Source organism: Lactiplantibacillus sp. ME-2, from assembly GCF_022549155.1.
Taxonomy (GTDB): domain Bacteria; phylum Bacillota; class Bacilli; order Lactobacillales; family Lactobacillaceae; genus Lactiplantibacillus; species Lactiplantibacillus plantarum.
Genome location: NZ_JAKZEQ010000052.1, coordinates 1 through 14,249, shown reverse-complemented (window position 1 = coordinate 14,249; position 14,249 = coordinate 1). Strand labels below are relative to the sequence as shown.

General features: G+C 45.5%; 8 protein-coding genes and 1 pseudogene. 5 read left to right on the top strand and 4 right to left on the bottom strand.

The features are described 5' to 3' along the window. Positions 1 to 52: 52 nt before the first annotated feature. A pseudogene (locus MMY95_RS14080) lies at positions 53 to 361 on the bottom strand (glucose PTS transporter subunit EIIB); the annotation flags it as partial. Between the two features lie 255 nt (positions 362 to 616). On the opposite strand from MMY95_RS14080, the gene MMY95_RS14075 reads away from it, so the two are divergent. Genes MMY95_RS14075 through MMY95_RS14065 form a run of 3 tightly spaced genes read left to right on the top strand, consistent with a single transcriptional unit; the run spans position 617 to position 4,780 of the window. Further along, positions 617 to 2,122, top strand: a complete 1,506-nt coding sequence (locus tag MMY95_RS14075) for a sucrose-6-phosphate hydrolase (RefSeq protein WP_241277735.1) — start codon at positions 617 to 619, stop codon at positions 2,120 to 2,122. Continuing rightward, entirely contained in the window at positions 2,103 to 3,083 is a 981-nt protein-coding gene (locus MMY95_RS14070) for a LacI family DNA-binding transcriptional regulator (protein ID WP_003641783.1), read from the top strand. The genes MMY95_RS14075 and MMY95_RS14070 overlap by 20 nt, the downstream gene beginning before the upstream one ends. Positions 3,084 to 3,103: 20 nt before the next feature. Beyond that, on the top strand, positions 3,104 to 4,780 hold the full coding sequence (locus tag MMY95_RS14065) for an alpha-glucosidase (protein ID WP_128467892.1): 1,677 nt from the start codon (positions 3,104 to 3,106) through the stop codon (positions 4,778 to 4,780). A gap of 156 nt (positions 4,781 to 4,936) precedes the next feature. Here the strand turns inward: MMY95_RS14065 and MMY95_RS14060 are convergent, their stop codons facing one another. Together MMY95_RS14060 and nhaC are read right to left on the bottom strand one after the other, a co-directional pair. Then, positions 4,937 to 5,851, bottom strand: coding sequence for an NADP-dependent oxidoreductase (locus MMY95_RS14060; RefSeq protein ID WP_053267589.1), 915 nt, complete (start codon positions 5,849 to 5,851; stop codon positions 4,937 to 4,939). A 220-nt stretch (positions 5,852 to 6,071) separates the two neighbouring features. Beyond that, on the bottom strand, positions 6,072 to 7,472 hold the full coding sequence (gene nhaC / locus MMY95_RS14055) for a Na+/H+ antiporter NhaC (RefSeq protein ID WP_202861225.1): 1,401 nt from the start codon (positions 7,470 to 7,472) through the stop codon (positions 6,072 to 6,074). A gap of 545 nt (positions 7,473 to 8,017) precedes the next feature. On the opposite strand from nhaC, the gene MMY95_RS14050 reads away from it, so the two are divergent. Next, on the top strand, positions 8,018 to 9,691 hold the full coding sequence (locus tag MMY95_RS14050; RefSeq protein ID WP_015379670.1) for an alpha-glucosidase: 1,674 nt from the start codon (positions 8,018 to 8,020) through the stop codon (positions 9,689 to 9,691). Positions 9,692 to 9,890: 199 nt separating this feature from the next. Here the strand turns inward: MMY95_RS14050 and MMY95_RS14045 are convergent, their stop codons facing one another. Then, entirely contained in the window at positions 9,891 to 10,805 is a 915-nt protein-coding gene (locus MMY95_RS14045) for a LysR family transcriptional regulator (protein WP_015379671.1), read from the bottom strand. A gap of 986 nt (positions 10,806 to 11,791) precedes the next feature. Here MMY95_RS14045 and MMY95_RS14040 point away from each other — a divergent pair. Continuing rightward, positions 11,792 to 14,245: a SpaA isopeptide-forming pilin-related protein gene (locus MMY95_RS14040; protein WP_241277734.1), complete on the top strand. Its 2,454-nt coding sequence runs from the start codon at positions 11,792 to 11,794 to the stop codon at positions 14,243 to 14,245. Positions 14,246 to 14,249: the final 4 nt, after the last annotated feature.

The window sequence follows — 14,249 nt, the reverse complement described above, 5'->3', positions numbered from 1 at the left end:
TGATTAGCTTAGCCTTCCTGCGAATACTCTTGAAAAGATTCTAAACACGTTCTAATGGATTTTTCTTTTGACCCGCAGCGGCAACTGCCTTGATGTCATCGGGGGTCGCTTCTTTAAGACCTGTTTTGGCGATTAAGGCGTCATAGACTTTATCGACATCGCCAGGGCCAATAATGATTTGATATTGGCCGTTAGTTTCGAAGGTCCCCTTAACGTCCGCGTCGTCATCTAAGGCTTGTTGATCAATCTTGGATTCATCCTTGATGACCAAACGAAGGCGTGTCGCACAGTGGGCGGCGGCTTGAATGTTGTTTTTACCAATTGCATTAAGTACGCGGTCGGCAACTTCTTGATGATTCATAATAATTCACTCCCTGAGTCTAAAATTATTTTTAATTTAATAATGCAAGCGCTTTACAGACCCAATAATAACAAGTTTGGAAAATATGTCAAGCGTTTGATACAAAATTGAATTGCTTGATAATCTTTTTAAAAAGCCGAATTTGAAACGCTGACATGAAAATATAATATAAAAATGTCAAACGATTGACATATCGGTGTAAGCGGTTTTATAATAGTGACAATTAAGTCGAACGTTAAAAAGGAGCTCATCGTCATGATATGGAATCGTAAAACCCGTTATACCCCTTATGAACAGTGGCCAGCAACTAAGCTACCACAGCTTGTTGCCCAGGCACGCCAATCTAAGTGGCGGATGCAACATCATATTCAGCCCGCATCAGGTTTGTTAAATGACCCCAATGGCTTTTCATACTTTGATGGTCAGTGGCACCTGTTCTACCAAGTTTTTCCGTTCGGTCCGGTACACGGACTGAAGTCATGGCAACACGTAACCTCTAAGAACTTGGTGGATTGGCATGATGAGGGCTTAGCGATTCGACCAGATACGCCGTACGACTCACACGGCGCGTACACGGGTACGGCACTACCAATTGATGATCAGTTATTTATTATGTATACGGGTAATGTCCGTACTGCTGACTGGCAACGTGACTCGTATCAATTAGGTGCCTGGATGGACACGGATAATCACATTAAAAAGCTGTCCCGGCCACTAATTGCGCATGCTCCGGCTGGGTACACGAGTTCGTTTCGTGATCCGGGCTTGATCCGTACTGACCACGGCTACTACGCGTTGATCGGTGCGCAGACGACTACTGAGATTGGTGCTATCTTGGTTTATTTCTCAAAGGATCTGACCACCTGGATGTGTCAAGGCGAGTTAAACGTTCCCGCAGATGCACGGGGTTACATGATTGAGTGTCCGAATCTGGTCTGGATCGATCAACAGCCCGTTTTACTGTTCTGTCCCCAAGGGTTATCACAAGCAACGACTCCGTATCAGAATATTTATCCGAACATGTACTTAGTTGCCGATCAATTGGACCTAGCTCAGGCACAATTAACTGACCCCCACGCCCTGACGCAATTAGATGATGGCTTTGACGTGTACGCCACGCAGGCAATCAATGCTCCGGATGGCCGCGCGTTAGCCGTCAGCTGGATTGGGTTACCTGAAATTACCTATCCAACTGATCGTGAAAATTGGGCCCATTGTTTGAGTTTGGTTAAGGAACTAACGCTTAAAGATGGGCACCTCTATCAAAATCCAGTGGCAGCGGTGGATGATTTGCGGACGACGGCGCATGACCTAGTCTTTGAGCAACAACGGGCGACGGTAGCGGCTTTGAATGGCAGCTTTGAACTCTTACTGACGGTTCCCGCTGATAAAACGGTCACAGTTAACATCGCTGATCAGCAAGAAAGTGGCCAGCTGCAGGTAACTGTTGATGCCAACCATGGTCAGGTCATGATTGATCGGCGGCATACGGGAAATTCGTTTGCTGAAGATTATGGTCAGACTCGTCAAGTGGAGTTACCGGCCCATAAGACGATAAAAATCCGGCTAATCATAGATGTGTCAGTCTTTGAATGCTATATTGATAATGGCTATTCCGTGATGACTGGCCGTTTCTTCTTAAACGCTACCCCGAGTCGCCTTAACGTTCAAGGTGACACTACGGCAGTCACCGGTAAAGTCTGGGAATGGCACCAATCAGAGCATACTGGAGTCGATAACAATGAAACCAAAATTAAATGATGTTGCGAAGCTAGCGGGGGTCTCAGCGACAACCGTTTCTCGGGTTATTAATAACCATGGCTACCTGAGTAGTCAGACTAAAGAAAAAGTTTTCGCGGCGATGCGAGAACTGCATTATCAGCCGAATAATATGGCACGCTCACTGCAAGGAAAGAATACGCGCTTAATTGGCGTCATCTTTTCAGATATTAGTAATCCGTTCTTTGGTGAACTGGTGTCCCGGATTGAAAAAATCTTATTTGCTAAAAATTATAAGGTGATTTTATGTAATAGTGCGGATGATCCGCAAAAAGAACGCGACTACTTACAAATGTTGATGGCTAATCAGGTCGATGGGATTATTGCTGGTGCCCACAATTTAGGTATTGAAGAATATCAACAATACGGCCTTCCGATTATTTCATTTGACCGGTACTTATCCGACAATATTCCCATCGTTAGTTCGGATAATTACCAGGGGGGCTGGCTAGCAACCCAGACATTGCATCAGGCGGGGGCGACTAACGTGGCTATTTTTACTGGTAAGTCACACGCTGGTTCGCCAACGAATGGTCGCCGTGAAGGATATGAAGCCTACTTGACTGCCCAACAGCTAACACCCCATGTCCACGAATTACCGTTTGAATTGACCCCCGCGCTGAAGATGATGGAAATTAAGACGATTATGACACAACATCAGTATGATGGTATTTTTTGTAGTGATGATTTGACCGCTTTACTAGTGCTCAACGTCGCGCGACAACTGTCATTAACGGTTCCTGAGCAATTACGCGTTGTTGGTTATGATGGCACGGCGCTCATACGTGATTATCATTCTGAATTAACAACAGTAGAACAACCGTTAGCGGATATTAGCACGTTACTGGTTTCTCTACTATTGCAGCGGATTGAGGATGCGAATTGTACACTGGAATCAAAATATACGTTACCAGTTAAGCTCATCAAGGGCCTTACCGCGTAACTAAGGAGTTAATCGTAATTATGGCAGCAACAATCAAGTGGTGGCAACAAGCCGTTGTCTATCAGGTCTATCCACGGAGTTTTCAAGATACCAATCATGATGGTATTGGTGACTTAAAGGGGATCACGGCCCACCTAGACTACTTAAAGCAATTAGGAATCGACGTCATTTGGCTCAATCCCATTTATCGTTCACCCAACGATGATAATGGTTATGATATTAGTGATTATCAACAAATTGCGGCCGACTTTGGCACTATGGCTGATTTTGATGAATTATTGCAAGCCGCCCATGACCGGGGCTTAAAGATCATCATGGACTTGGTTGTTAACCATACCTCTGATGAGCATCCATGGTTCAAACGCAGTCGCCAGGACCGCACCAATCAATATCGTGATTTCTACTTTTGGCGCTCAGGTAACGGCAAAAAGGCGCCCAATAATTGGGATGCGGCTTTTGGTGGTTCAGCATGGCAATATGATGAGCAGACCCAGCAGTATTATTTACACACGTTTTCAACAAAACAACCTGATTTAAACTGGGAGAATCCGACCTTACGAGAGTCAGTTTATACGATGATGACCTGGTGGCTGAACAAGGGTGTTGACGGTTTTCGAATGGACGTCATTAACCAAATCTCTAAGTTACCCGGGTTACCAAATGGTCCACTGAAACCGCACAGTCAGTTTGGCGATGCTCGAGTAACGAACGGACCGCGAGTTCATGAATTCTTGCAAGAAATGAACCAAGAAGTGTTGTCACAGTTTGATATCATGACGGTTGGTGAGACCCACGGGGTGACACCAGCGGATGCGCTGAAGTATGCGGGCGCTGATCGGCACGAATTAGATATGGTCTTTGAATTTCAACATCTGCGACTTGATAATAGTCAGCATGGTCTTGGTAAGTGGAGTACGCGTAAGACACCGTTAGTGGCGCTAAAGAAAGTCATTAGTGACTGGCAAGTCGGACTTGAAGGGCGGGCTTGGAACAGCCTGTTTTGGAACAATCATGATACGCCACGAGCGGTCTCACGTTTTGGTGATGACCGACCAGCATATCGGGTACGTTCGGCTAAAATGCTCGCAACGTGTTTACACCTCTTGCAGGGAACCCCGTATATTTATCAAGGTGAAGAACTGGGGATGACTGACGCTCATTTTACTGAATTAACCAGTTACCGAGATATTGAATCGCTCAATGCCTATCGTGATTTAGTGACTGAGCGCCAACTACTATCACCGGCAGATATGATGGCCCGATTAGCGGCGCGTTCTCGGGACAACTCGCGAACGCCGATGCAATGGGACACGGAGGTTAACGCGGGTTTTAGTGACGCGGCGCCATGGCTCACGGTCAATCCCAACTATCGTCAAATCAATGCTGCCGCAGCTTTGGCTGATCTGGATTCAGTGTGGTACTATTACCAGCACTTGATTCAATTACGACATCAATACCCCTTAGTGACGTTAGGTTCGTTTGAGCTCTTGTGGGCCGATGATCCGCAGGTATTCTTATATGAACGGCAATGGGAAGGGCGGACCTGGCTAGTTTGTTGCAATTTCGCAGCCGAGACACTGTCCCGACCACTGGATCAATATCTGACGCCCACGGCCAAATGCTTGATTAGTAATTATGGCGAGCAGCAGCCAAATAAATTACGGCCTTATGAGGCTTGGGTCTACCGACTCGCATAGGTATCCGGGACTTGGCTAATTGAGGCGGTCTTTGAAATATACCCAATCGTTACGATTAGTGTGAATTGGGTTGCTCAAAATTCTGCGATGGTCTTAATAAGCGACCACCTGACTAAAAAACTGCTTTCAAAAGGATAACTTTTGAAAGCAGTTTTTTTAGCGCGCGACGACCACTTGACCCACGTGAGGCTCATCTAGTCGTTGGTGACCTTGAATGAAGCCCGTGAGGTTAAACGGTAGTTGTTCATTGATCGTCGTGGTCAATTGACCAGTATCTAGCAACTTGAATAGCAATTGTAAGGCGGCCTGATCAGAAATCACTTCGGTCGGTTGGATTGCTTGGAAACGAATTGATTTACTGGTGGCTGGCAAGTGACGGGCAAATGAAGCGATGGTCGCATCAAATTTGGCCATTGCTAAGTCATCTTTGCCACCAACGCCATCGATAGCGACATTGATTACGACGTCACCGCGGTCGGCTAACACGTGAACTGGATTTTGATGCTGATAGTCGACGAATTGGTCGACTCCCAGTGTCGCAATCAATTTAGCATAACGGTCACTAGCAATCGCGATAACGTGGGCACCTAATCGTTTGGCTAACTGAATAATTAACAAGCCGACTGGGCTGCCAGCGCCTTTGACAATCACCGTTTGGTCGGCCTGGATGTCCGCAAAGTAGCGCACCGTTTTGTAAGCGACAATCCCTGGAGTGACTAAGCTGACGGCGGTGACCGGATCAAGATTAGTTGGCATGGTCACCGCTAGATCACTATCTAAACAAACCTGGTCCGCGTAAGTATGGTTCGTGCGGGCAGCCACCACTGTCCCAACGTCCAAGTCAGTGACAGCGGCGCCAACTTGAATGATTTTCCCAATGACATCATGCCCAGGAATATGCGGTAGTGCGACGCTTTGGATAGTACCTAGCCGTTCTAAGCGGTCTTCCTCGGTTAGGTTAACGGCTAAAGTTTTGATTAATAATTGATTATCTGTTGGAATCAGCTGTGATTGTGGTAGTTCTTCAAATACGGTAGGTCCCCCAAATTTTTGATACCCGTATGCAAGCATTGTAATCCCCCTCCTCATATCTAAGTTCGTTAGTTGACGTGGTGCCGGGATGTGACTTATTAGTAAATAAATCATGCAGTATCAATTGACGAATTGTTAGATTGATCCAAAACATGCTCTTGTCTAATTGTAGCCAGCAGTGGGGGCGAATCACAAGCAGTAACAATTATATTCCGGGATTGGTTCGGTCACCGATTAAATTAAACAACCTAGTTTTAAATTAACCGGCTTCGTTGGCTGGCTGATGCTTCAGGCCCCAGCCAGTGAAACCACTGATAATTGAGAATACCGGTGATAGTAAGCTGAATAAACAAAATGGCAGGTAAGCTAAGGTTGATACCCCGAGCGTGTTAGCGGCAAAGGCCCCGGCAACGCCCCACGGAATCAGGTAATTGATGACAGTTCCACCGTCTTCAAGGACTCGACTGAGGGCTAAGTTAGCCAATCCTCGCTGATTGAAGGTCGTTTTGAACGCTTTACCAGGCAAGATAACGGAAAGGTACTGTTCACCGACAAAGATGTTGACACCGATTCCCGCTAAAATCGCAGCCGTAACAGTTGTCCCGGCACCTTTCAATCGCTTAGTTAGCGGCACCATTGCTGTCTGAATGAGGTTGAATTTCATTAGTAAACCGCCTAACGACAGGGTTAATAGGATTAAGGAGACCGTGCTCATCATGGCACTGATACCGCCACGTGAGAGTAAGGCGTCCACCCCGGCGTTGCCAGTTTTGGCTACAAAGCCGGTTTCGATCATCGTGGCGATCTTAGTTAAGGCAATATGAGGTTGCTCGATAAAAATCATGACGATGGCAAGACCGATATTCATCAACAAGGTTGCAATGGCTGGAATTTTAAGTAGGGCACAGGCAAACATGACGACGAGTGGCAAGGCCGCCCACCAGCTGATGGTAAAGTTATTATTGAGGACGGTCAACGTCGTTTGAATCTTGCCCAAATGGCTTTGTGTTGCGGCTCCGGCACCTAAAACGGCGTAGAGTACTAGTGATACGACAAAAGCAGGAATCGTAGACCACATCAGATTACGAATGTGGTCGAATAAATCTGCTTCGGCAATGGCTGCGGCCAGGTTGGTCGAATCTGACAACGGTGAAGTCTTATCTCCAAAAATGGCTCCTGAGATGATAGCTCCGGCAATCAAAGCTGGGTTGATGCCCATCGTTGTCCCGATTCCAAAGAGGGCAATCCCAATCGTTGAGATAATCGTGAAGGCACTCCCGATGGAAGTTCCAATAATTGCACAAACGAGAAAAACGGATGGAACGAACCACTGCGCAGAGATCAGATGAAACCCAAAGACCATCATTGAAGGAATGATGCCAGCTGCAATCCAAACGCTGATGAGTGCCCCGATGAGTAGAAAAATAAAAATTGGGATAATCCCAGTTTTAATACCATCGATGATGCCACCATGAATGTCATCCCAGTGGGCACCGCGAATTCGGGCCCATAAAATGATGAGGGCGATAACGAGAATAACGGGGGTCTGTGGTGACAGGCCGAACTTAATAACGCCAAGTCCCATAATTGCAAGCATAATGAGTAAAACGAGTAGGGCTTCTGGTAACTGAACTGAACGCCATTTCTTTGAATTAGGCATAATAATTAACTCCTTTGAGGTCGTTAAACCAGCAGTGAATAGCCCGACACGGACTGCTTCAACAGCGGTTGTACGCCGATAATAGTGGGTGAATATAAAAAATCGTCCCTGTTGCATAATAATGCAACAGGGACGATTGATTAGACCGTGGTACCACCCAGCTTGAGCCACAATATGACTCCACTCACTAGCAGTTAACGGCTCTAGTTGTTATCCGCCGGGCGTACCCGGACCTCTCCTACCGTATTTCATCGAGATTAACCTGATCGGTTCGCAGCACCCACCGACTTCCTGACGCACAGTTAATTCGCTACTTGAAAGTAAGATTATCGTTCGTTATTTGAATATAAGCGATAATAGCATGGCGTTTTTGATTCGTCAACTAAGATATGGCTAGAAACGTGTTAGGCTAACAAATAAATAGCGATAAGTGGGTACGCTCAAATGACCGACAATGGTAGAATGGTTAGTGTTGTAAGCGGTGCCTTTTATGGTTGACCGTGACAAGTTTTTTAAAGCAAACTTTTTTAGGGGGATAATCATATATGGCTAATCAATGGTGGCAATCAGCGGTTGTTTATCAGGTTTATCCACGGTCGTTTCAGGATTCAAATGGTGATGGAATCGGTGATTTGCCAGGAATTACACAACGGTTAGATTATATTAAACAGCTCGGCGCGGATGTGATTTGGCTCAACCCAATTTACCGTTCACCCGGTGTCGATAATGGCTATGATATTAGTGATTATTACGATATTAATCCAGAATTCGGGACGATGGCTGATTTTGATCAATTATTAACAACGGCCCATGCGAAAGGGTTAAAAATCATGATGGACATTGTTGTCAACCATTCATCTGATCAAAATAAGTGGTTTACGACGAGTGCGCAAAGTAAGGATAATCCGTACGCGGACTATTATATTTGGCGTGATCCTGTTGATGGGCATGAACCTAACAACTGGGGTGGCTTTTTCGGTGGCTCTGCTTGGAAATATGTTGCCAGCCGTGATCAGTATTACTTACATTCATTTGCGGTTGAACAGCCAGATTTGAACTGGGATAATCCGCAACTACGGCAAGCAGTCTATGACATGATGAATTTCTGGGTCAATAAGGGCGTGGACGGTTTCCGCTTGGATGTCATTAACTTGATTTCCAAGCCTGATAGCTTTGCAGACGGGCAGCCAGAAGCTGGGGAACCATACGCGGCAATCGGTGGAATTATTGCCAATGGTCCGCATCTCCATGAATACTTACAAGAAATGAATCAGCAAGTGTTTGCAGGCCATCAACTGATGACGGTCGGCGAAACGCCTGGGGCTACGGTTGCTGATGCTAAGCAACTGGCAAGCAGCCAAGGTCAGGAATTAAACATGGTGTTTGAATTTGAACACATGGGCCTGGATGGTAATCCAGATCCGGCGCTAGGTAAGTGGAATGACCAGCCCGTCCGACTGGTTGACCTAAAGCAGAGCTTGTCTAAGTGGCAAATGGGCTTACAAGGGACAGCCTGGAATAGTCTCTATTGGAATAATCATGACCAACCGCGAATTGTGTCACGATTCGGGGATGAACGGCCAGCTTATCGGGAACGTTCAGCCAAAATGCTAGCGACCCTATTGCACTTTCTTCAAGGGACACCCTACATCTACGAAGGTGAGGAGCTAGGCATGACGAATGCCCATTTTACCAAGTTAACCGACTATCAAGACTTGGAATCACTGAATGCGTATCATCACTTTGTTGATGACGAACAGGTCGTTCAACCTGAACAGATGTTAGGTTATCTCGCCCATATGTCGCGGGATAATGCGCGTACACCGATGCAGTGGGATGATAGTCAGAATGCTGGGTTTTCAACGGCAACACCGTGGCTAGCGGTTAATACCAATTATCCGCGAATCAACGCGCAACTCGCGCAACGAACGCCCGGTTCAGTTCTGAGCTATTATCAGCGGCTGATTAAGCTCCGGCACCATTTACCAGTCATAACGACGGGAACTTATCACCTATTATCACCTGATGATGCGGCCGTTTATGCCTATATGCGGCATATGGGGTCGCAGCACCTGCTAGTAATTTGTAACTTTACTGCGGCAACCCAGACGCGACACTTTGCAGAATTACCCGCTGATGCGCATCTGTTGATCAGTAACTACGATGAAGATCATCAAGACGTATTACGAGCGTACGAAGCAAAAGTTTACCAGTTTTAGGTCACAATTAGCTTCGCTGCTGGAGTCGTGAATGTGATTTTTAACGGCGGTTGTGTGCTTACGAGCACGAGTTGGTCGTGTAAATTTAATCGTGATGACTTAACCAAAAATGCGCCCCAATAAGAACGCCCAACCTATCATTCTAGATAAGTTGGGTATTTTTATTGGAGCGCATGTGTGATTATGATCAAGTTTGTGGTTAAGATTTTTGTTCGGCATTGTCAGCCGCAAATGTTTTTTCAATAATGTCGATAACCTGTTTCACTAAGCCAATTGGAAATTGGTGGGCCCGACGAATCAAGTTGATATGCACGCTAGGAACCTGAACGTCGTCGAACGGAATCTCAACGAGACCATCGTCTTCACCATCGTTGGGGGTCGTGATGTCGGAAATGAAGCCTAGTGCCAGGTTCTCTTTAACTAATCCCTTGATCAAGGTGCTGCTATCAGATTCGAAGAGAACTTGGGGTTCAATCGAAAGTTGTTCAGCAAGTTGCCGGAAGACTAGTTTATTTAAGTAAGTTGCATTAAGCAGTACAAAAGGCGATTTTAGCGCTTCTGCAAAAGTCGGATGCTCAGCCTTTGCTAAGGGGTGTGCAGCATTAGCGAGAATGCGAAATTTAAAGGGCCGTAATGGCGTTACTGCAAGCCGTTCATCCAATGTTTGATCCAAGTTACCACTGATGGCTAAGTCGAGTTGGCCGGCTAAAACCTGTTTGACAAGTTGATTAGCCCCCATTTCAACAGTGTGGACGCTACTAAGCAAATCTTGCTCGATGATTGGTTTTGTTAATGCCGGTAAATAATGTTCACTGACGGATGGTTCGATACCAAACCGCAGTGTATGTTGACGCAAATGACTGATTGATTCATTGACATGCTGCCAGTTGTTGATAATGTCGTTGGCTGCGAGCAATAGTTGCTGGCCACTAGGTGTTAACACCAGCGCCTTGGTCTTTGCTTGGCGAAAGAACAGTGTCACTTGGAAATGACGTTCTAGTCGTTTAATTGCTTGGGAGATTGTGGGTTGGCTAACGTGAAAATCAGCAGCCGTTTGCGTATAACTCTGAGTGCTGATTAAGCGTTGGAAGTAATACAAGTCTTTAATGTTCATGAAAAATGTAGCCTCCATAAAATATTAATGTTGGTTGCGCAATTAATAGTCGCAGGTAAGCAGGCTCCGACTGATTGATTAAAGCTGGTTATTATACGTCATGTTAATCATACCATTGTTATAACGAATAGTGTCAGGATAATTAGTGAAAATTAATTCACAAAATAGTTAACGCGCTTAAACTATAATGATTATTAATAAGAATGTTAGTGCTGATTGGTACAGATGTAGTGTTGCTGGTAAATTAAGTTTTGAGTCATTATATAATTTTATCAGTTAAAGGGCTGCCACATCGTTTTGATTATCATGACGTGTCGGTTGGTCTGATTAATCACCGGAAAAAAAGTTGCATTGCTTAAGTGGGAGTCGTTAGAAATAAAGGTTAAAGTGTTAAAGCGATAAGTAAACATTATGCAGATTAAAAAGCATACAAGTTAATGACAAACTATTAGTAATAAAGCTATAAAAAATACTTATCAGTTAAGGTGCTGTTATATATCGCTCGATAAATCAATAATTGGTCTACGTGTCATCGGTAGCGCCAGTCTGCCCCGTTTCTCGACGTAATTAGTTGACAAGCAACTAAAGCAGTTAATGGGTTTAAATTATAAATGAAACGAATGACATCATTTTTACTGATTGCAATTAGTTAAATCTATATTAATCAGCATAAATTATTTTAATTAGCTAACAACTGTCACGAACTCGTCAAAATTGATGGCATACAACTTTTGTATAAAATATTATAATACTAATTATGATTCATGTCTTTAAAATGTTGATATATCGGTAAATTAATTAAGTGTACATAAATAAAAATTATATAGGTGTAATGAGCCTTTTGAACAAATATTGCTGGTATGTAACTGCTATCTGTGAGCGACGAATTTTGACAAAAAGTGTCTTCAAATTTGCGGAATGTGGTTTATAATTAAGACGTGTAATCGGTTTAAAAGTTTTAACTTATATAAGAAAGGGGGGATATCATGCGATTAATCGATTTCAAAACTTGGATAATGGGAACGGCCGCCATGTTGACATTGATTGTGACAAATCAAACAGTGAGTGCGGCGGACACAGCTACCACTGCCACTGAAACGACGCAGACTTCTGGCTCGAGTACACTTGCTAATCAAGTGGTGTTGCGACAAACTACGAGCAGTAGCAGTAGCAGTAGCAGTAGCAGTAGCAGTAGCAGTAGCAGTAGCACGAAAGCATCGGCAACTGGTGCGGCGACTGAAACGGCGACTAGCAAAGCGGTCACCACGTCTGAGTCATCAACCCAATCATCTAGCACAACGGCTACTAGCCAAACGACTTCAGGTGTGACAGCCGCTCAAGCAACAACGGACAGTACTGATACGACAGCGACGTCCCAGGCGACGGCTAATGCCAAAGCGGATCAACGAGCGGCTAGTGCGAAGGCGAACAACGAGCAAGCAACGACCCAGAATCAGCAACAAACGACTAATATGTACAGTGGTGTCGTTACCAGTCAAAAAGACTCGGCGAGAACGGCAACTACGACGGATCAAGCAACTGCGTCTGTCGCGACACTGTCCAGAATGAGCCGGGCCAGTCTTCGCAGTTTAGCACAACGGGCAACGGTTGCGGTTCAGGGGCTCGATGCTACTGACGCAACGGTGACTGACGATGATGGTGTTACGTATAGCGCTACGGATGTATTGAGTCTGTATGCGAACTATATCGCGAAGTATCATTGGTCAATAGCCGATGATGTTAGCGTAACTGCTGGCAGTACAGCAACGGTGACCTTACCCGAGAATGTTGTCTTTACCAATGGTACGCAGCATATTGATGTCCAAAAATCAGATGGAACGGTCGTCGGGACTTTTACGGCCGAGACCGGTAGTCAAACCGGAACACTAACTTTTAATGATTATTATGCGACTAGTGATCGTTATAATCGTCAAGGAGACTTAACGTTTTATGTTACTGGGACTAGCGCAACCACTGGCAGTAGTACGACTGGGATTAATAAGGTTGGCTGGGCCGATAGTAATAGTTTAGATGCTGATGGTAATCCCACCAAAATGATCTGGCAAGTTGTCGCAAACATTAATAGTGAAAAGTGGCAGCAAGTTGCGATTGTTGATCAGCTGGGCCTTTATCAAACGCACGAAGGTACCATGACGTTGGAAACTGGTCATTATACTGACGGTGCCTTTGTTAAAGACGCGGCACTGGGCACTTATGATTTTGCAACGCAGCAGTTTACCTACGCTGATGGGGTATCAACACCACAAGTAACCGTGACGGTTGTGGGTCAGCAGATGACAATTAATATTGGCCAATTAGATGTAGCGGTCAATATATTTTATGAAGTTGGTCTGACAGTAGGACATACGTACACCAATAATGCGGGTGTAACGTATGCACCTGTCATTGGAGATGCGACTGATCCAAATGAGGGCAGTTCGACAGGCGAACCAAAGAGTGAACAATCGAACGTGGCCGTTAGATTTGGTGGTTCCGGAACCGCTAGTGATGACATTCAGAGTTACAGTTTGTTCATTAATAAAACTGATGGTGACGGCCAGTCAGTTGCTGGTGCCACTTATCAGTTAGAGGATAGTACGGGTACGGTACTTCGGACCGATTTGGTGACTGATTCAGTTGGACAGTTACGCATCGGTAACTTGTCGGCTGGGACGTACATGCTGGTTGAGACGGCGGCTCCGAGTGGCTACCAAATCGACACGGCCAAGCACGTCTTCACGGTATCCGCAGCGCAAGCAACGGCTAACGTGGTCACAGGTAGTGTGGTTGACAAACGAATTGCTAAGACGGCGCTGACTGTTAACAAAGTTTGGGCTGACGTGCCAGCTGGAGTGCAAACGCCGACCGTTGAAGTGACGTTGCAACGCAATGGTCAAGCTTATCAGACCTTGCAATTAACGTCAGCAAATGGCTATACGGGCACTTTCAGTGATTTGGATGTGACGGATGTTTATGGCAATGCGTACACTTATACGGTGATTGAAACGGCCATTGCTGGCTATATCAGTAGTCAAACAACTAGTGGTGAGACGGTGACATTAACGAATACGTATCAAACCGGGAAATTGACGGTGATTAAGACGGATTCGAGTGGCGCCAATCGCTTGGCCGGGGCGGTTTTTGCCGTGAAAAATGCTGCCGGAACGCTGGTTGCTCAGTTGACAACTGATGCGACTGGTCAAGCACAGCTTACAGGTCTAACGCAAGGCGCTTATACGGTTAGCGAAATTCAAGCACCGGACGGTTACTTGATCAATACACAGGCGCAAGTGCTTGTGTTGAATGAGCAAAGCGCTTATCAAGGCCAATTAGTTTTTGCCGATGAGGTCGAACCAAGTGAACCGAGCGAACCAAGCGAGCCGAGCGAACCAAGCGAACCGCTGTCTCTTATACACATCTCCGAGCCCACGAGACTATGATGGC

Bases quoted from the DNA above. Each gene is read 5' to 3' on its own strand.
- MMY95_RS14075 (WP_241277735.1), top strand. From the start codon at position 617: ATGATATGGAATCGTAAAACCCGTTATACCCCTTATGAACAGTGGCCA.
- MMY95_RS14070 (WP_003641783.1), top strand. From the start codon at position 2,103: ATGAAACCAAAATTAAATGATGTTGCGAAGCTAGCGGGGGTCTCAGCG.
- MMY95_RS14065 (WP_128467892.1), top strand. From the start codon at position 3,104: ATGGCAGCAACAATCAAGTGGTGGCAACAAGCCGTTGTCTATCAGGTC.
- MMY95_RS14060 (WP_053267589.1), bottom strand. From the start codon at position 5,851: ATGCTTGCATACGGGTATCAAAAATTTGGGGGACCTACCGTATTTGAA.
- nhaC (WP_202861225.1), bottom strand. From the start codon at position 7,472: ATGCCTAATTCAAAGAAATGGCGTTCAGTTCAGTTACCAGAAGCCCTA.
- MMY95_RS14050 (WP_015379670.1), top strand. From the start codon at position 8,018: ATGGCTAATCAATGGTGGCAATCAGCGGTTGTTTATCAGGTTTATCCA.
- MMY95_RS14045 (WP_015379671.1), bottom strand. From the start codon at position 10,805: ATGAACATTAAAGACTTGTATTACTTCCAACGCTTAATCAGCACTCAG.
- MMY95_RS14040 (WP_241277734.1), top strand. From the start codon at position 11,792: ATGCGATTAATCGATTTCAAAACTTGGATAATGGGAACGGCCGCCATG.